Below are 16,542 nucleotides of genomic sequence, written 5' to 3' on the forward strand. Positions count from 1 at the left end.
TCAGGCGCGTACTGCTTGCGTTTCGACATCTCTGATCTCCTTCTCGTCGAAGATCAGCAGACTGCAAATCGTAGCTTATGTCAGTGTCCGAATTTCGGGGGGTAGCTCACAGAGCGATGCGCAGAAGGTCGCAAAAAAGATGGCGGCGGTGCGCTGCAAACGCGGCCTGACGCAATTCATACCGGCGCTCGAAACCTTCGCTGCCGATAGCAGGAAGACCGACGCGCTGATCATGGTCGGCGATGCGTTCGAGGAAAGCGAGAACGTCGCCCTGCTGCCGTCCTGGACCCTGCGTGATCGCGGGACGCGCGTCTTCTGCTTCCGCGAAGGCGATGACCCTGTAGTGGTCTCCGCCTTCAACACCATTGCCAAAGCCACAAGCGGGCGGTCGATCAGACTTGGTGACGAACTGCCGCTGGCAGACCTCTGCAGCGGCGCGGCGCTTCTGGCGGCGGGCGGACAGGACGCGCTCAAGCGCCTGCCGAATGCGAAAGCAAGACAACTTCTACTGCCACCACCAAAACCCTGAAAGGAAGAACGATGACCAATCCCCGCAAACCCAATGAACGAGAGATCGAACGCGAGCGCGAGCGGCGTGAGCAATTCATCGAAGACCCCGGCGGGAGTGTTTGGCACGTCGATGATTTCCCTGCCGAAGATGATCAACCCGAAACCGATGACGAAGAAAGGAACTGAAAATGAAACAGCTTAGCCAAGCCCGGCTTCGTGCCCTCTATCCCTTTACCCACCCGTTGCCGCGTATTCAGGACGAGAAACGGATCGAAATTACCGTTGCAATCCATCAGTCCACCTATGAGTGGCTTGCCGATGCCGCCGAGCAGACTGGGACTTTCCCGAACATCGAGGAGCTTGTTGTTGATGCTTTGAATCTGGTTGCCGGAAAAGGCTGTGCCCGGACCCATCTCCGGAAGATCGCGCAGCTACATGGCATCAAGCCCGAGGTATTGCTGTTCGGGGACATCCAGGGCAGTGCCGAGCGTCAGGCGGTCAGCGCGCTGTGCGCCGCCACAGATGTCCTCGCGCAACATGCGCAGTTCGGCTTTGTGTCAGACGGCGAAGACCTGTCGGTCGGCAGGCTGCTGGCGATGATCAGCCTGTCGCTACAGGGGCAGCGCGATGCGGCGGCGCGGATGATCGATCCGCAGCTTCACGCCATCAGGGGCCTGGATATCCCGATGCCCTACTACCCGGAGAACCCGCCGCCGCGCGATGACGATGACGGCATACCCTTCTGAAGGAGGAAGTAAGGATGACGACAAACTTCGTAATCGAAACCGGCGCGGGCGCGCCGCAAGAGCGAGCGCCCCGCCTGCAAGACAAGTCCGATGCCGAGCTGCAGGCTCTGGTGAGCGAGGTGACCGCGCTGCTCGAAGAGCGCGCGGTCAGGCGCAAGCGGGATGCGATCGAACAGATTCAGCGCCTTGCGAAAGAGCAAGGGCTGAACGTGAAGATCGACAAACCGAAACGGCGGCGCGGTCGCCCGCCGAAGGCTAAGCCGGTGAACGGCTGACAGGGACGCGGCATTCCGCGTCCCTGTCATTTTGAAGGGCGCTTACGCGCCCTCCTCTTCGATCAGCTCGACATCTTCATCGCGGGGTTCGCGAAGAACAATGCGACCGCCACTGGCGGGGAGCAATTCGAGCTAGAGTGTCAGGCCACGGGCATCTTCGTGATCCCAGGCTGCGCCGATCCGTGTCCAGAATTTCTTCTCGCCGCGTTCGCTGACATGGTAGGCGATCAGGCTCGGCGGTTGGGTTTCGCGGGCTTCGGTGCGGCGGGTGTTTTTGTTACGAGTCGTCATTGGTATTCTCCTTTTCGGTTGATGTTTTCCTCGATACGCCTTCCGTCCGGCGGGGCGGCAAAGCCGACCGGTCAATGGACAACACGGCCTTTCGCCAAGGCTTCAGGCCGCAGGCGGGAGGGTGGTGCGGGCAGCCATTGACCGGACGGCGCGCCCCGTCAGGTTTGGCGTGACCTTCGAGGGGAACAGCAGCGAAAGGGGAAACAGCGACATCAGTGACGCGCACCCTGCCGCCTGCCCGATAGACCCTGACATCGCCCGTCTATCACTGCAGAGAAGAACGCGTGCGCGAAGACCTGGACACGGCGCGACCAACGGTGCTGATGCCCCGCCTACTGTCGCTCGCAGCGGGCTCACCGCCCTGGCGCAATTCATGTATTCGCCGACGCGAAGGGAGAGAGCTGATTGTGAGGAAGCTCAGCGCAGCCTTTTGTCCACAGGACCGGATCGTGCCGCGCCTGTTGTTCTGGCTTAGCGCCGCCGGAATTGGCAGAATGTCCTGGCGCTCCTGCGCCGCCGAAGAAATAGGATTCAGAAGGACTTAAATGCCGATCCTGCTACGAGACATATGGCCAATCGAGAACCAGCGTGACTACAAGATTCACTTCGCACGTTGGAACGGGCACTCGCAGCCGCTGGAAGTTTGGGCGCGCAGCCATCGGGAGTGGCAGGCTTGGCAAGAGTACCGGCCCGGTCGCGACGACTTCAACAGGCCGCTCATCTTCTCGTTGATCCAGTTCTACCATGAAACCGATTGCTGGATGTTTGGCGGGGTCTTTCGGGTGCTGCACCGTCACCCTGATCGCTATGAGGTGGAACTGACAGATCAGGGAACCGGTTTTTCCGGTCGCCTGAAGTTACGATATCCGTATCGGGAAAGGACCACCCGTCCGACGATGGAGCGGCACTATGATGGCTTCGAAGTCCTGGAGATTCTGCGAGAGCCATATTCGGGTCGAAGCTTCCCAGGCTATGAAGACATTGACCTCGCCTTCGAAGAACTTGAAACCCTGATCCGCAATGACCGCCTCGACTGGCGCGCGGCACTGGAAAACGTCAAAGGCATTTATCTGATCACGGATGTTTGCACTGGTCGCCGCTATGTTGGCTCCGCCTATGGTGATCAGGGGCTCTGGTCTCGTTGGCGCGCCTACACCGAAACCGGACACGGCGGAAACGTGGAGTTGCGTGGGCTGGTTGAGCAGCAGGGTCTGGAATACTGCCGCACCAATTTCCGCTTCGCGCTTCTGGAGCATCGTGCGGTCCGAGTGCCCGACGAAACCATTATCGCGCGCGAGACCTTTTGGAAGCGGATATTGTTGACGCGCGGCGAGCACGGCATGAACCGGAACTAACCGGCGGCACAACGAAAAAGGGCGCTGACGCGCCCTTCATTCAGAACAGTGAATATTGACGCGTTGAATCTTCTTGCCGTTTCCAAGAAGGATGATTGGCAGCCTGCTCGATGGCTTCGAGTAAATAGGCAACCGGTCCACCGGCGGTTTGGATTTCAGTGTCGGATATGAAGTGCGAGCGATAACCTGTCTCGGTGATCGGCAACACAGCCCTCGCGGGCTCGATGCTTTCGACTTCGAGATGGGCGAGCTGGTAGCCATACGCCTTGGACATATCGATCCAGTTGGGGCAATAGCGGATTTCGATGAGAATGCCGCGCCAGTCGACCCGGAAATATTCGCAATGTCTCATCGCGCACCTTCCACGTGGAAAGTCTCGACGGCGGCTTGAAGCGCATCAGGTCGCTCGGTGATACCGGCAGCATTCCATGCGGCGCGGGCATAGACCGCGATGGTGTGTTTGGGGCGAAAATGCAGGTCGCGCTCGACCGGCAGGCCGAGACAGCCTTTCACTTCTTCGAGCTCTGAAATCCGCACCCTGCCCAGTTCGGGGAAGCCAATGCCGAGGTCACAGAGGCCGAAGGCGATATCGTTGTCTTCCGGATCGAGTTCGGTCAGCAACCAGGTGCAACCGGCATCAGGCGTGAAGAGTTTGACGACGGGCAGAAAGTCGGGCTCGTCCTCGCCTGCTTCTTCGGCGGTGTATCGCAGATGACCATTGCGCAGAAGCTGGTCGCGGATGGATTGGGTCAAGAGTTTCATGTTCGTCTCCTTTGTTCGGGGTTTTCCTCAAGACGCGGAGACGAAAGACCGAACGGGTGAGCCGGTCGGTCACACGGGCAACACGGCCTTACGCCAAGGCTTCAGGCCGCAGGCGGCAAGGGTGGTGCGGGCAGCCCGTTGACCGGACGGCGCGTTCGGTCAGACATAGCGTCAGAGATTGAGGAAACCCGGCAAAGGTAGCGACATCAGTATCGCCCCATCCATCGCCGCCCTTCCCGCACGGGCATGGATCAGCGATGATCAGGCATGCGCGTCCTGTTCATCTGCTCCAGCAATCTGATCAGAAGCCCGACGGCGGAGCGGCACTTTGCCGACCGCCCCGGCATCGAAACGATGTCCGCCGGTGTCGGCAGCGACGCGATCAGGCCGCTGACAGCCGCGCTGGTGACGTGGGCCGATCTGATCCTGACGATGGAAGAAGGCTACGCCGACCAGGTGCGTGACCGCTTCGCAGACGAGCTCAGCGACACGCCAATGGTCAGCCTCGATGTACCGGACCGGTTCAAGCGCGACGGCGCTGACCTGAAAGCGCTGCTGGAGTGCAGATGCCGGAAATGGTTTTGTCCGCAATCGCAGTAGGATAGAAGAATCTGAAGAAGTGTAGTTTCGGCGTAAGAGCAGCAAGACAGATCATGTTTGACGAGAAAATCCCGGCGACTTTCGTGCAGTACGCCACCGACATCCTGGCGGACACGAATTCAGGCTTGAGCGGCAGCAATATTGTCAAGGAGACGGCAGCCTATGCCGTCGAATATGACGTGAACATCCCGCACCAGACCTATCCGTTCGACGCTCCGAACAAGCGCACGGCACTGTTCGAGAATCTTCAGGCATTCTCGGGTCCGCAACAATACAGGATCATCAAAGAGCTTTGCGACCATCGCTCCTTCGCCCCGACCGGGAACAAGAAGCGCGATGACCTGAAAATTCGCCTTGTGACGCGCTATCAGCAGTTCGCCGGAGAGGCCGTCGGCGCGGATATCAACGAAACCCTGATCGAAGAAACCAAGCATTGGCTCGACCAGCACCCCGGTGCGCTGGCATCGTACAACAGCGCCCTCCAGAAATATGACGGCGGCGTGTTTCTGCGCAATCTGCTGGACGACCTGCGACTGTCCCTTGAATCCCTGCTGAAATCCATTCTGGGCAACGACAAGTCCCTGGAAAACCAGCTTTCAGCGCTCGGCAAGTTCATCACCGACAATGGCGGGTCGAAAGAGCTTTCGAATATGTTTGTGAAGCTCCTGGACTATTACGCCAAGTACCAGAACAGCTACGTCAAGCATAATGACGGTGTGATTGAAGAGGAGATCGAGTTCATATTCGAGATCACCTCTTCCTTCATGAAGCATCTCATCAGGATCGGGAAATCCGCGTAGGACCAATGAAATCACCGACCGCCGCGCTGATGCGGCGATCGGTGTTTCTGCCTCACTCGGCAGCGTCCAGAAGTTCGACCGGCTGGAGCTTGTGCAAGTAATCGGCAGCACGCTGGGCATGGGCGGCAGCGGCGAAGATGGCGCGCTTGTCATCACGCAGCACCTGCAGCCATGAGCCGATATAGGCAGCGTGGTCCTGGCGGTCTTCGAGCTTGAGCCCGAGATCGGCGGACAGGAAAGCCGCGCCCAGCTCGGCGACGAGTTCTTCCTTGGCATAGCCGACATCGCCAAAGCGCTGTTGCTCGAAGCTGCGGTCCAGCCGCGAGGGGTGACGGGTCCAGTGGATGCATTCATGCGCAAGCGTGGCGTAGTAGCCCTGCGCGTCGAAGAAGGCTTCGAACATCGGCATCTGGATATGATCCGAAGCCGGACGGTAGAAGGCGGCATTGCCGCCGTTGAGAATGCGCGCGCCAAGGGCAGAGAAGAACGCCTCGGCACGGGCATCACGCTCGTCGGGATTTACCGCGCCATCGGCGACGGCGTAGTAGTGCGCAGGCAAGTCTTCAATCTGGTCGACGTTGAAGACGGTGTAGCCTTTCATGAAGGGAATGGTGACATCGACATCTTCGCCGGACTTTTCGTCGAGTTGGGTGCGCTGGATGCTGTTGGCATAGACGACGGGAGAGCCCTTTTCGCCTTTGCGAACATGCCCGCCAAGCTCGCGGGCCTGACGGAAGGTCATCCAGATCGGGGCGGCAAAGCTGCGTTCCATCGCCGAAGCCCAGAGCGTGAGGATGTTGATGCCGCTGTAGGGCTCACCGTTGAAGCGGAGCGGCCTGGTGACTGGTCCGGCGGCGTGGGCGGCGTTCCAGGGCTGCGTCCAGGGTTTCACGCCTTTCTCCAGATGAGCGATGATCTGATCAGTGATACGGCTGTAAATGTCTTGCCGCTGTGTGTCTTGGGTCGTCATGATGTTCTCCTTTCGCTGTAAGTCCTTGAGGACGCGAAAGAAGAAGGCCGAAGGCTTAAGCCGGACGGTCACCCGCCATAGCGGGGACACGGGCCACCCGGGCCGGAGCCAAAGGCGCAGGCTGGCGCGGGCAGCCCGTTGACCGGACGGCGCGTTCGGCCAGACAAAGCGTCAACCCTCGCAGGACGGAGGCGGAAGGACCGCTCTGACAGCCACAGAGCGCCGCAGGATCATTTTTCACAAGATTTTACTATTCAGATACGTTTTTCATGTGGTAAAATCAAAATTCATGGAAAGGCAGTTTCCGGAACAAAATTCACGACGAAGGGACAAAGTTCATGCCAGCCGGGCAGCAGAGACAGTTTTCAGGGCCTCGGAACATTTTTCAGGAGCGTCGCCTTCCGGAGACCGCAACGCTGGCAGGCTACGGCGCGTTGATCGACACCTATGATCTGGCAGTCCCGCTGCCGCGCAGACTTTCCGCAACGGGAAGCCATCACCGGATCGTCGAAGATGATGCCTGGCGTATCATGACACCGCGCCATGCTCCAAGTCCGGACTTAGATGGTCACCTGACCTTCGCCCTGAAATATGAAGGGCTTGATCTGGCAGTCCTGAAAAGACTGTTCGAAGCCACTGGCCCCGAAGCCATCGAAGAGATCGTCAGGAACAAGCCGACGGGCAACTATGCTCGTCGTATCTGGTTTCTGTATGAGTGGCTGACCGGAGAGCGTCTTGACCTGCCGGATGCGGAAGGTGGTCGCTATGTGCCGGTCATCGATCCGGAGCAGCAATTCGCGACAGAGGGAGAGAACGCCCCCCGCTATCGCGTGAAAAACAATATGCCTGGCACGAGAGAGTTCTGCCCGCTGGTCTATCGAACGCCCAGACTGGAAGAGTTCATAGCGATGGACCTGCCGGAACGCGCCCGCGCGGTCGTTGCCGATGTCCCGCGCGACCTGCTTGCGCGGACAGCTGCCTTCCTGCTGTTGAAAGACTCGCGCTCAAGCTACGCCATCGAAGGTGAACGCCCGCCGCAGGACCGGATTCAACGCTGGGGCCGCGCTATCGGAGAAGCCGGTCGGCAGCCGCTTGATCGGGACGAATTGTTGCGCCTGCAGCGGATCGTCATTGGCGATGCGCGCTTTATCAGGCTTGGATTCCGCGATGAAGGCGGCTTTGTCGGCGAGCACGACCGCGAAACACGCATGCCGCTTCCCGACCATATCAGCGCGCGGCACGAAGACTTGCCCTCGCTGACGGACGGCATGGTCGCCTTCGACCAGGGCGCAGCCCGGCATGCCGATCCTGTGGTGGCGGCAGCGATCCTTGCATTCGGGTTCGTCTATATTCACCCCTTCGAGGACGGAAACGGCAGGCTACACCGCTACCTGATCCACCATGTTCTTGCGGAACGCGGATTCAACCCGCCAGGAGTGGTCTTCCCTGTTTCGGCAGCGATTCTTGAGCGCATCGACGACTACAGGACCGTGCTCGAAAGTTACTCGGCACGGCTGCTGCCGCTGATCGAATGGGAGCCGACGGACAAGTTCAATGTGCGGGTGCTGAACGATACGGCTGATTTCTACAGGTTCTTCGACGCAACCCCGCATGCGGAGTTTCTCTATGCCTGCGTTCAGAAGACAATCGAAGAAGACCTGCCGTCGGAGACCGCCTTCCTGCGCAACTACGATGCCTTTCGGGGTCAGGTGGAGTCCCTCGTTGAAATGCGCGAGAGCACGGTCGATCTATTGTTCCGCTTTCTGGAGCAAAACAACGGTCGCCTTTCAAACCGCGCCCGCGAGCGCGAATTCAGCGCCCTGACCGAGGAAGAAGTCGGGCGGATCGAGGGTATATACGCAGATATCTTTGGCGACGTGGTCGCATAGTCAGTCCGAACGGCGATCAGGACAGCCAGATCGCCGCAACTAACTGGAGGCTATTCGACCCCAAGCGCCTTGAACGCTGCGTCCACCGGATCGCTATAGAACGAGGTCTGGAACTTCGCAAAAAGCTCACCTGGTATGGTCGGAATATCGCCCACACTCGCCATCGGCAGCAAAATCCGCTTCGCGCCGCTATCGAAAGCGACCTGCAGGCATTCAGCCAAGTTTTCCACGGGAATGATGCTGCCGCCCAGGCTCATGTCACCGAGCACAACAAGCTGACCTTGCAGGGGCTTTTGCATGATCCCAGAACAGAAAGCGATGAAGCCCGCGAGCGTCATCGTCCGCGTTGGTCCGGTGTTCTGAAGCTCAACCGAATGAACATGGAAGTCGTGGTCACCGGCCTTCATCGACCCGCTGACGCGGGAGATGTTAGCTTTGAAATAGTCAAACGCGACGCGCAGCGCTTCTTTTGCAGCTGCATTCGATCCCAGACCGGAAGTCGTAAGCTTTCCGTTGCCCGCCGTGGTTTGCGTTTCCAGGCGATACAACCCCAGATGCCCCGAACTGCCGGTCGCGATGGTATGCAGAACACCTGGTTTCAGAGGCCCTTCGGGGATCAGGTTGCCGCCGCCTTGCTCCGGCACAGAAACGAAATGCTCTTCACGGCTTTCGTTGTCGATGTAGGAGAAGTGAACGTCATAGAATTCCATGCCGCCGATCTTCTTCAGCTGCTCCTTGACGCGGCGACGAAGTTCCAGCGCATACTCAAGGCAACGCCGCACGGCTTCCTTGTCGAACTCTCCGTGCGGGTACAGAAGTTTGAGCAACCCCGAAACCGTCCGCCTTACCGCGATCGTGTCACGCTGGTTGAGATTGTTGCCGAGCTTGAAGTGGCGATCTATCGCATCCGCAAAGGTACGCTTGCGCATCTCCCGCATGAACTCGGCAAGATAGTCAGTGATCAGACCATAGCGGTTTGTGAAATATTCCGGTCGCATTTTCGGTACTTCCCAGCCTGGAATATAGGCATGGAAACGATCAAAGAATGCCGAGTCGATCATGGCCTCGGGGAACGGCGCAAGGAGGTGGCTTGTCTTCACAAGCGTATCGACCGGCTGGTTGATATTGCCGACAAACACCATACTCGCTGATGCCTGAATGCTATCACGGCCTCGGGCGAACGAACCCGATGCCATGTAGTCCTTCATGATCTGGACACCGTCCTTGTCTTTGAAGGAAATACCCGCGACCTCGTCGAACGCCACCAAATCCCACATTCCGACAAGCCCGACCTGCCGCCTGCCCATGTTGTAGAAGAGGTTGGCGACGGTAGTTTGCCCCCCGGAAATCAGGATGCTATTCGGGCTGCATTCCTTATAGATGTGGCTTTTGCCGGTCCCGCGCGGTCCGAGCTCACAGCAATTGTAGTTGTTCTCAACAAAGGGGATCATCCTGGCGAGAAGATGCCAGCGCACACGCGGCTCAAGAACGGTCGGCTCCATTCCCGTCGAACGCAGCAGAACATTGATCCAGTCGTCTTCGGAGAACGCTTTGCGCGCTTCGAAGAATTCTTCCATGTCCATGTTCGGCATCTGGATGGGCTTTAGATCGCCAATCGAGAACGGCGAGCCCTTCTGCCCTTCCTCATGGTAGTAGTGCACCGTGATGATCGACCAGATTCCACCAACCAGCAGCTTCTCGTAGCGTTTCACATCGCTGGCTGAAACTTCAGCGTCCTTGATCCCCAGATTAGAGAGCAACGCCTCGTAGGTATCACGCTTCTCATTGAGGCGAACCGTGACCTTGTCGATGACCTTGAAACTACCGCGTTCCTTGATCTTGGATTTGATCTTTTCCGCCTCGTCCGGCCTGACATAGTTTTCCGCCAGAACGGTCTTTACCGTCTTCAGACCTTCTTCGATGATCTCGTCGTCATCCGAGGCACAATACATGCCCAGCAGATACTCAAGGACGTAAACGGGTACGTTCGCGCCCTCCTTGAGAAGTTTCGTCAAGTCCTTGCGAACGACTTTTCCGGCAAATTGCCGGTTTAGCTGTTCATCAAGATTTTCTCCTATCGTTGCGTTTTCAGAAGTCATTATCGAATGCCAGGTCTATGGTTACGTCCATCCGCGCTTCCTCGACACCGGTCTCGGCGTTGCGGACGATCAGGTTGTAGAGTTTCTTCTTTTCGAAGGTCTGGCTTGCGAGAGTCAGCCACACCTCCTGTCGCCATTCATTCATGTCGGCAGAGCTGCTCTCGAACGACAATGTCTCAACGTTCGTCACCGGCTCATCCCCATCGCAAATTGCGATCTTTGCTTGCAGCGGCTTGATCCGCTCTGATGTCGCCTCGGTCTGGATCAGCCTGAAACGATATCTGCTCGTGGTAATCTTGAAGTTGTTGCCGAGCACGCTGATGCCGACGTGCCGTGTGCGCGTCTTCGCGGCGCTCTTGCCCTTGAGCTGTGTCACTTGAATGATGGGAACGATGACCTCTTGAGGCATTGCACCGCCATGCACAAAGCGCGAGCCGCCAATGAAGTGGAAGCGGTTTGTGCCGCGCGGCACCCAGAATTCCATATCGCCGCTTGCTTCAGCAGTAACTGCCGTCGTCCCGTGATAAGCACCGGCGTGGTCAGGAAGGTTCTTGCCCAGCAGATAGCGCTTCTTGGAGATCACAGTCCCCGCTGGCTTGTCAGCGATCGGATTCTTGTCCGTCTCGGTGGGTGCGCCTTCCTGATAAAGGAAGCCATGATCCGCCGTGACGAGAATGTAGTTTCCATTCAGATTGTTGATGATACGCGACACCAGATTCCCAAGCTCGTCGATGGTGGTACGGACGGCCTGGAACGTCTTGTCTTCGTTTCCTGTATCAGCAGTCTGGTCGATCTGGTTGTAGTAGATGTAGATGACGCGATGTGGCTTGATGAACTCGCGCCCTTCGAGCTTGCTCATTGCCATGAAATCGTCGGCGAGAATGGCGGTGCCACCGACAGTCGTCAGAATCTTCTGACGGTTGACCAGGCCGACTGAGGATTTTCCGTCGACCAACACGTTTCCATTGTCACTATATGCCAACGAGGTGTGGGGCAGAAGGCTCGCCATCCCGAGCCCCGTATAGGACGGCAGCACACCTAGCTGGGACTTGATGGTTGCCGTGAACCGGTAACGCCCGTTTAGTTCGCCGGTCAGTTCCTGCGCCGCTTCATAGCGGAATGCGTCACTGACAATCACAAACACCCGGCGATCTTCAGCTTCCTTCAAGCGTGGCGCAACATTGCGTTCAAAGAACTCATGCTGCGGATGGACCTGGTGAACGCTCCAGCTCTTGAGAAGCCCACCGCCGTCAAGCTGCTCGCCCCAACGCTGCGCAAGCCCTGCCAGGAACCAGTTTCCGTAAACGTCTTCGATCTTGGAGCGAAGCGATTTGAGGATGTCCCAGCCTGCGGCTTCCGCCAAATCTGCGGCCTCGCAGAACTTCCGGTAGAGCTGGTCGAAGCGGAACAGTTCCGCCGTATAGCTGTCGTACAGGGTCTTGGCATCGAGTGAAGCAAATCCCTTGAGATGCTGGTTACGAAGATCAAAGAAACCGGCAGCTGATAACAGCGCGTCATAGACCCCCGACAGTGCCGACCGGGGCGCATCGGGAGACGATGGCAGTTTGGCGTTTGCCCAGTAACCGTTCTGACGACGCGCCACGATGTCGCGAACGGTATCGATGTTAAGCGTGTCGGCAGTGTCGACGATCCTGTCACGGAGGCTGCTTGCGATGAATTTCTCGACCGCCAGGAAGGTGCGCGCTTCCCGTAGCTCTTCGATTTCCAATCCGCCAAGGTGATCAGATAGTTTGATGAGCTCAGCGATAGCGCCGGACAAGGCATCATAGCTAGTGTGCAGACTGGCGCTGTCGCGCCACTGCCCGATGCAGACGACCGCGTTCGCAGCCCCCTTCTTTGGCAACACCAAGTTGACGAGGGCTTTGGGCACACCGCCATCAACAGCCCGTCCCAGGTCTGTGACCAGGAGGCGCATCGCAAGCGCCTTCAGAGTCGGACTTTCGTCATCGTATCCGAAAACGGATCGCATTTGAGACCAGAAGCTTTCGACCAGCCCGTACTTCTCGAACTCCTGCCACGCCGTCGGCGCGGCTTCGAGGTCATGGGAATCGAGCGTATGAAGAAGGTGGCGCACGATAGAGAATATATCGGGCTGGTCGGCGCGGAGAATTGTCGTCATCAGCGCGCGGTCAATCGCGTCGGCATTATCACCGACCTCGATGAAGCGGGCAGCGCGGCCCAGCCGCTCCTTACTGGCGAAGAACTTGCCTCGCGCGGCGATATGATCACGCAGGCTCTGTTCCAGTAGCCCAAGCTCGCGCAGGATCAGGGTCGACCGGTCAGCAGCGAAGAGCTCGGCGTAGAAGCGAATGTCCAGCAACCAATCGCTCTCCGGATCGGGAAGCTCGCCCTTTTCGTACAGAAGGAATGACCCGTCCGGCTTCTCCAACTCGATTTCTGTTTTCAGGGCCAGAGCCGGTGTCGAGCCGAGGTGACGCAGGTCAACGCCGTCAATCTTCAGCGTTTCCAGCATTTCCTCGAACTCGCCGTCGGCATCGCGCCAAAGCACGATCCGCGCGCCTTTGGCGAAGAGCCGACCGAGGTTTGCTGTGATCTGCGCGCTATCCATTATTTCTCCCCAGTGATCGCCTTGCGATCCGCGAGGAGGTTGCCGAACTTGGCGTAGTTGACCTTCACACCCTCATCGAGATCGAGCGTGATACGCTGGTCAGCGAAATGACGGAGCTCTTCGTCGAAGACTCGCAACTCTTCGAGCTGCTTGACCATCAAGTCCCTCTCCTTCTGCGCCTTGTTGCGGGCAGCCGAAGAGGAGGCAGCCGCGATGTCGTCAGCAAGCTGATCGATACGCGCCGCCATGCGGCTTTGCAGCGGTGTCACATACTCCATCCGCATCCGCGACAACGTGCTCTCATTATAGCGATGGAGGTACACGAGACACTCGAACGCCTTGAGCTTGCCGCTGGAGAACAACCAGTAGATCGGACGCTTCTTGTAGGTTTTCTGATGGTCTTTGAAGAAACTCTTCGAGAAATAGTTCCTGATCGTCTTCTGCGGATCATTGCCCCCGTTCGCAGCGAGGCTCTCGGCAACGAAGCGCAAATTCTCGGGAAGCATCTCCGGCGACCAGGTAACTCTAAGGAATTCCTCGAACCTTACCGCTGCATCATCATCGAACCACTCGCTCTCCGTGACCGGCACAATGCCATCATCATCGGCCAGGAATGCGCCATAGCGAGAAGGATCAAACCCTTCATTTCCGGAACCGGCATAAATAAGTCCAGGTTCCGCAATGCTGTATCTCCCCATCATACAGCCACAAGCAAATGACACGAACTCACGTACGATATCGCCGATCACGCGGCCATCTATTTCCTCGGGTTTCCCTCCACTATCGTAGGAATAACTAGTGTTCCGCGCGAGGCTCACCTCGCGCAAAGTTACCTGGTCAGACACTTCTCCCGATATTTTATAGAGCTTTATGAACGCTTCGTTGATAGCTTCCTCAAGCTCGCGAGACGAATCAGATTGAAGAGCCCAATACTCCAAAAAGTTTCTTATACTCACCGAGATGCGATCATCCTTTAGTCTCGGATGAAGATAATCTATGCCTTTAAAGCCCCACGAGGTCTCGAAGGTATCCCAGTCAGCGCGCGAAGTGCTGCGCAGTTGATCAACTGACGAAATTACCTCCGCCGGAACGCCATTCTCAACTTCATCAGGCACTGGCAGTTTAGCCACTGCGCCAGCATTGAAATCCAACGTGGGAGCCAACATGTGCATGAAGTGTGCCGCAACAGAGCTGTTACAAAGCGCTAGATAAACTCGTTGATCAACCCCCTCGTCAAAGAACATCGAATTCCCCTTTGAGTCAAAAAGGAATCCGGGGCCATTTGAACGCATCGAAATATTCTCTGAACTTAGCGAAGACCACGTAATTCCATCCTTGAAGTAATATTGTGTATTTTGAATCTGCCGACTTGGAGAGCCATACTTGTCAGCGGCAAGCTGAATAATTTCAGCTCCATCATTCTCCCAATTCACAAAATACTCATTGTGTCCGAACCACTTTCTGTTCCCACCACCCTTGTTATATGGGAACCACTTGGCACCAGATGAGACAGACTCCTCCCGGTCATGGCATTTTAGATTTGCATTGGAAAAGTCGACCTCCCACCAAAGGCGGAGGAATCTATCGTTATCGCTCGTCACCATGCCGTGGCGCGGTTTCGCAAAAGATTCTAGGGAGCGGCAGCTTCGGAAGATCGACGAGGTTCTTTCGCCAATCCAATACACAAAATTAGATCTCGGAATATCTCTGTATTCACCTTGAGAAATTCTGAACTGCGGCAGCCGTCGCGCCAAGAATCCCTGACGTTTATCTTCAGAATTCCCTCGAGTCGCATCAAAGTAGTTTGCTAGGTATCCATCACACGGCGCGACAGCAGCCGAAAACGCTACAGACTGCACAACCTCACCACTAATAGCTTCGAAGGCACGAGGCCCTAGGTGAATAGCATTGCTCAATGAGGCATTCGAGAGAAACCAGTCCCTCAATCCCTCAAACCGCGACAAAAACATCCAGCTGTGCTGAACAACCATGGAGAAGCGACCCGAGGTAAGCGCATGGCACCTCAAGATGAATGCAGAATACAGGTCAATCTTTCCAGAATTGTATTCTTCTGAAAGAAATTTCTTCAAATCGCTATTTGCCGCCGCCATTCCCATATACGGAGGATTCGCAACTACGCAATTGTATTTTGCCGAAAGCAGTTTCGCCTGCTTTAGAAAAAGCCTGACTTTCGCCTTGGCATTATCCACAAACATCCCACCATCAGACGAGGGATCAACAATTGCCTCAACTTTTGGAAGGAACTCGGTTACAGACTGCGGAACCTTAATCAAAGTACCGTAAGTTTTTGCCCGATCAAATATCTCAACGACTTCCTTCACGCCCTGAAGGTCATCTGCAACTGGTGCGCCCGAAAGCATCGGCTGCTTAACTGTTTCCGGCAAAAGATCATCGCTTGGCACAAGTTCATAGCGTCCATCTTGAACCAGTGTTCGCGCCATTTCATCCGCATCGAGCCCTTTGCTGTCTTGAATAGACATGACATTCAGGACAGGCGGAGTGTCCGAGGACAGAATTCGCCGATCATCTGCGCGTGCCTTCATCAACAGGGCAAATCCTGCCATTTGCGCCGCGCGATCATCGATATCGAGGCCGTAGATGTTTTTTTCCAGGATCAGGCGAGGAATATCGCGAAGCCGGTAACCGCGTTCCAGATAAATCGCCTTAAACAGGTCGTAGGCTTCAACGAGGATGTGTCCCGAGCCACATGCCGGGTCCATAAGGGTCAGCTCTTCGGGATTCAGCTCCTGCGGGGTGATGTCGGCAAGCTGTTGCCTCACCTCATCGGGTTGATCGGCAGGCTCGATGTAATAGTCCATCTCCGCCTTCAAGGGGCTCTCGGGATAGGTAGCTATCCATTGTGCACCCAGAGCATTCTGGACCATGTACTTCACGATCCAGTTGGGGGTGAACAGCTGCGTCGCCGCCGGAATATCCTCCGACTTCACGACTTTGCCCATCACCTCGTCTTTCTTTTCCGAGATGTAGAACTGGTAGAGCCAGCCAATAATCTCGATCTCTTGCCAATCAGCCTCGTCAATCGAGGTGACGAGCTTGCGGATCAACGAGTCCGAATGGAGCAAGTTGTCTGGAAGCAGGAGTTCGGTTTCATCGTCGATGCGCTCGAACAAGAACGGCATCGCCCGGTGAAGGGCATTGCACTGCGCGATCAGAAGCATCCGGTAGAGCTCGGCATCCTTTGTGCCGTCAAGCTTCAGGTCGACGACCTTTCCCTTGTTCAGACCAGGAAAATCGAGGTGCTCTGCATGCTCAAGGATTTCCGGGATCGCTTTGTCGGACGGGTGGCTAAGAACGCGGTAACCGTGATCAAGATAACCGTGCAGCTCCATATAGCGAATGGCGAGGAGGCGGTTGAACCACGTGTAGGCTACCTCCTCCATCGCCTGGTCAAAGCCGTGCAGTTTGATACGGGAGATCAGCTTCCGCCGAGGCTCCGCTATCTTTCTGGGGAAGGCTTCCGACCCTATGATGATCAGATCGCCCTGTTCCCGCGCCTCAAGCGTCTGCTTCTTTGTGATCCCGAACTTTGCGGCACGGGCAACCATCGCCGCAATGAAGTCCTTGCGAGCTTTCGGAGCGTAAGTCTTGAGAGCGCTTCTATTGATCGTCATTT

14 protein-coding genes and 1 pseudogene are annotated in these 16,542 nt (G+C 56.8%); 8 read left to right on the forward strand and 7 right to left on the reverse strand.

Annotated elements, in window-relative coordinates; all coding sequences use genetic code 11:
- From BLV97_RS21105 to BLV97_RS01660, 4 genes and pseudogenes are all read left to right on the forward strand, one after another.
- Positions 1 to 529, forward strand: a pseudogene (locus tag BLV97_RS21105) (hypothetical protein); the annotation flags it as partial.
- Positions 530 to 540: 11 nt separating this feature from the next.
- Positions 541 to 696 carry a hypothetical protein gene (locus BLV97_RS21110; protein WP_160169160.1) on the forward strand — a complete coding sequence of 52 codons (156 nt, stop codon included), beginning with the start codon at positions 541 to 543 and terminating at the stop codon, positions 694 to 696.
- Between the two features lie 2 nt (positions 697 to 698).
- The gene (locus BLV97_RS01655; RefSeq protein WP_035840035.1) at positions 699 to 1,256 is read left to right on the forward strand and encodes a hypothetical protein; all 558 of its coding nucleotides are present in this window, start codon (positions 699 to 701) and stop codon (positions 1,254 to 1,256) included.
- Positions 1,257 to 1,270: 14 nt separating this feature from the next.
- The gene (locus BLV97_RS01660; RefSeq protein ID WP_035840042.1) at positions 1,271 to 1,531 is read left to right on the forward strand and encodes a hypothetical protein; all 261 of its coding nucleotides are present in this window, start codon (positions 1,271 to 1,273) and stop codon (positions 1,529 to 1,531) included.
- A gap of 132 nt (positions 1,532 to 1,663) precedes the next feature.
- Here the strand turns inward: BLV97_RS01660 and BLV97_RS21390 are convergent, their stop codons facing one another.
- Positions 1,664 to 1,822, reverse strand: a complete 159-nt coding sequence (locus tag BLV97_RS21390) for a hypothetical protein (protein ID WP_210184752.1) — start codon at positions 1,820 to 1,822, stop codon at positions 1,664 to 1,666.
- A 545-nt stretch (positions 1,823 to 2,367) separates the two neighbouring features.
- On the opposite strand from BLV97_RS21390, the gene BLV97_RS01670 reads away from it, so the two are divergent.
- The gene (locus BLV97_RS01670) at positions 2,368 to 3,177 is read left to right on the forward strand and encodes a GIY-YIG nuclease family protein (protein ID WP_035840045.1); all 810 of its coding nucleotides are present in this window, start codon (positions 2,368 to 2,370) and stop codon (positions 3,175 to 3,177) included.
- A 40-nt stretch (positions 3,178 to 3,217) separates the two neighbouring features.
- Here BLV97_RS01670 and BLV97_RS01675 read toward each other — a convergent pair whose 3' ends face one another.
- Both BLV97_RS01675 and BLV97_RS01680 read right to left on the reverse strand, forming a co-directional pair.
- A complete protein-coding gene (locus BLV97_RS01675; protein ID WP_035840052.1) occupies positions 3,218 to 3,529 on the reverse strand; it encodes a hypothetical protein in 312 nt (103 codons plus the stop codon).
- Positions 3,526 to 3,939 (reverse strand): DUF2958 domain-containing protein, encoded by a 414-nt coding sequence (locus BLV97_RS01680; RefSeq protein ID WP_143037479.1) that lies wholly within the window; start codon positions 3,937 to 3,939, stop codon positions 3,526 to 3,528. The genes BLV97_RS01675 and BLV97_RS01680 overlap by 4 nt, the downstream gene beginning before the upstream one ends.
- A gap of 267 nt (positions 3,940 to 4,206) precedes the next feature.
- On the opposite strand from BLV97_RS01680, the gene BLV97_RS01685 reads away from it, so the two are divergent.
- On the forward strand, positions 4,207 to 4,539 hold the full coding sequence (locus tag BLV97_RS01685; RefSeq protein WP_035840055.1) for a hypothetical protein: 333 nt from the start codon (positions 4,207 to 4,209) through the stop codon (positions 4,537 to 4,539).
- A gap of 53 nt (positions 4,540 to 4,592) precedes the next feature.
- Positions 4,593 to 5,339, forward strand: a complete 747-nt coding sequence (locus BLV97_RS01690) for a hypothetical protein (RefSeq protein WP_035840057.1) — start codon at positions 4,593 to 4,595, stop codon at positions 5,337 to 5,339.
- 52 nt (positions 5,340 to 5,391) lie between these two features.
- Here BLV97_RS01690 and BLV97_RS01695 read toward each other — a convergent pair whose 3' ends face one another.
- The gene (locus tag BLV97_RS01695) at positions 5,392 to 6,309 is read right to left on the reverse strand and encodes an ArdC family protein (RefSeq protein ID WP_035840059.1); all 918 of its coding nucleotides are present in this window, start codon (positions 6,307 to 6,309) and stop codon (positions 5,392 to 5,394) included.
- Between the two features lie 434 nt (positions 6,310 to 6,743).
- Between BLV97_RS01695 and BLV97_RS01700 the strand changes: the two genes are divergently transcribed.
- Complete coding sequence (locus BLV97_RS01700; protein ID WP_244520942.1) at positions 6,744 to 8,198, forward strand: Fic family protein; 1,455 nt, start codon at positions 6,744 to 6,746, stop codon at positions 8,196 to 8,198.
- A gap of 50 nt (positions 8,199 to 8,248) precedes the next feature.
- On the opposite strand, the gene brxL is transcribed toward BLV97_RS01700, so the two are convergent.
- From brxL to pglX, 3 genes are read right to left on the reverse strand one after another with little or no spacing between them, the layout of a single operon-like run.
- The gene (gene brxL, locus BLV97_RS01705; RefSeq protein WP_176992624.1) at positions 8,249 to 10,297 is read right to left on the reverse strand and encodes a protease Lon-related BREX system protein BrxL; all 2,049 of its coding nucleotides are present in this window, start codon (positions 10,295 to 10,297) and stop codon (positions 8,249 to 8,251) included.
- The gene (gene pglZ, locus BLV97_RS01710) at positions 10,287 to 12,887 is read right to left on the reverse strand and encodes a BREX-1 system phosphatase PglZ type A (protein ID WP_035840063.1); all 2,601 of its coding nucleotides are present in this window, start codon (positions 12,885 to 12,887) and stop codon (positions 10,287 to 10,289) included. Before pglZ ends, brxL begins: the two co-directional genes overlap by 11 nt.
- Positions 12,887 to 16,540 carry a BREX-1 system adenine-specific DNA-methyltransferase PglX gene (gene pglX, locus BLV97_RS01715; protein ID WP_051645923.1) on the reverse strand — a complete coding sequence of 1,218 codons (3,654 nt, stop codon included), beginning with the start codon at positions 16,538 to 16,540 and terminating at the stop codon, positions 12,887 to 12,889. The genes pglZ and pglX overlap by 1 nt, the downstream gene beginning before the upstream one ends.
- Between the last annotated feature and the right edge of the window lie 2 nt (positions 16,541 to 16,542).

This window comes from Allgaiera indica (assembly GCF_900106675.1).
Lineage (GTDB): Bacteria > Pseudomonadota > Alphaproteobacteria > Rhodobacterales > Rhodobacteraceae > Acidimangrovimonas > Acidimangrovimonas indica.

Excerpts from the sequence above, each read along its gene's own strand:
- BLV97_RS01655 (WP_035840035.1), top strand. The coding sequence starts at position 699 with ATGAAACAGCTTAGCCAAGCCCGGCTTCGTGCCCTCTATCCCTTTACC.
- BLV97_RS01690 (WP_035840057.1), top strand. The coding sequence starts at position 4,593 with ATGTTTGACGAGAAAATCCCGGCGACTTTCGTGCAGTACGCCACCGAC.
- BLV97_RS01695 (WP_035840059.1), bottom strand. The coding sequence starts at position 6,309 with ATGACGACCCAAGACACACAGCGGCAAGACATTTACAGCCGTATCACT.
- brxL (WP_176992624.1), bottom strand. The coding sequence starts at position 10,297 with ATGACTTCTGAAAACGCAACGATAGGAGAAAATCTTGATGAACAGCTA.
- pglX (WP_051645923.1), bottom strand. The coding sequence starts at position 16,540 with ATGACGATCAATAGAAGCGCTCTCAAGACTTACGCTCCGAAAGCTCGC.
- BLV97_RS01660 (WP_035840042.1), top strand. The coding sequence starts at position 1,271 with ATGACGACAAACTTCGTAATCGAAACCGGCGCGGGCGCGCCGCAAGAG.
- BLV97_RS01680 (WP_143037479.1), bottom strand. The coding sequence starts at position 3,939 with ATGAAACTCTTGACCCAATCCATCCGCGACCAGCTTCTGCGCAATGGT.
- pglZ (WP_035840063.1), bottom strand. The coding sequence starts at position 12,887 with ATGGATAGCGCGCAGATCACAGCAAACCTCGGTCGGCTCTTCGCCAAA.
- BLV97_RS01675 (WP_035840052.1), bottom strand. The coding sequence starts at position 3,529 with ATGAGACATTGCGAATATTTCCGGGTCGACTGGCGCGGCATTCTCATC.
- BLV97_RS01670 (WP_035840045.1), top strand. The coding sequence starts at position 2,368 with ATGCCGATCCTGCTACGAGACATATGGCCAATCGAGAACCAGCGTGAC.
- BLV97_RS01685 (WP_035840055.1), top strand. The coding sequence starts at position 4,207 with ATGCGCGTCCTGTTCATCTGCTCCAGCAATCTGATCAGAAGCCCGACG.
- BLV97_RS21390 (WP_210184752.1), bottom strand. The coding sequence starts at position 1,822 with ATGACGACTCGTAACAAAAACACCCGCCGCACCGAAGCCCGCGAAACC.
- BLV97_RS21110 (WP_160169160.1), top strand. The coding sequence starts at position 541 with ATGACCAATCCCCGCAAACCCAATGAACGAGAGATCGAACGCGAGCGC.